This is a genomic window from Bacillus sp. JJ1773, assembly GCF_036962035.1.
Classification (GTDB): Bacteria; Bacillota; Bacilli; order Bacillales; family Cytobacillaceae; genus Cytobacillus.
The window spans coordinates 1-1,071 of sequence record NZ_JBALNX010000162.1; the positions used below are offsets into that span (position 1 = coordinate 1).

The window sequence follows — 1,071 nt, forward strand, 5'->3', positions numbered from 1 at the left end:
AGAAAAAGTTTTGTAAAAAATTAAAAATTCATTTTCTAAATCAGTTATATTATCCAAGCATTTCTTTCTGGCCAATGGATGCTTACTTGAGATAATTAAACCCACTTTTTCGATATAAATAGGGTAAGATACTAATTGTATATTTTTGATTGGCTCAGTGACAAAAGCTAAATCAATAATTCCATCGATAAGCCTTTCGGTAATTAAAGAATGATCCATTATAAGAAGATTAATATTTTTATTATGAATCTCATTAAGTAATCTAACTTTTTCATAAATAAATGGATGGGTTAATGCGATTGAGCTGCCAACAGTCATTAAACTTTTATTGGCGTCCTGGCTTAATTCACTTTTAGCGGCATCTAACGTTTCAATAACCTGTTGAGCATATGGCTGAAACATCCTTCCTGCCCTTGTTAATTCTACACTTCGTTTTCCTTTTTTTCCCCTAACAAACAATTCTTGACCCAATTCTTCTTCTAAATAACGAATTCTGTTAGATATCGTTGGTTGAGGTACAAAAAGCATTTTAGCAGCTTCTGTAAAATTACCATTATTACAAACAACTAAAAACGTTTCCAAATAGACAATATTAATAATAATGCCTCCTCTCTAAAGAGTTAATATTAAGAATATTTGATATTTTATATATTTTATATTATCATATATTCACTATAAGTAAATGAGAAAATACTTTGAGTAAATAGAAAAAAGCTTAACTTTATTCGAAATTATTTTAAAGGTCGTGACAAAATGAATGATTTCTGTATGTTATTAAAGAATTTGTTAGAAGAACAAAATAAAATATTTGCATGATGAAATTTGTATAAGTGTGCTGGCAGAACTAATTTAAATAAGAAATCAGATATATGCCCAGAATTTAGAACGAAGGTTCGAGTGTTGGATTTAATTAAATCCAGAATAATTTCCTATTTTACCTAGTAAAAAGCGAAGACATATGCTGTCTTCGCTTTTTACTTAATAAACATCCAAATTTAATTAAAAGGAAAGAGGAATCAAAAATCCTTATAACTATATAAAATTTACGTATTTCACAATTGTATATTATAT

At 27.5% G+C, this 1,071-nt stretch carries 1 protein-coding gene; it reads right to left on the reverse strand.

Annotated features, from left to right (window positions below):
• Nucleotides 1–582 (reverse strand): LysR family transcriptional regulator (locus tag V7127_RS25815; protein WP_335491137.1); only part of this gene is annotated, 582 nt, incomplete at its 3' end.
• Nucleotides 583–1,071 lie beyond the last annotated feature (489 nt).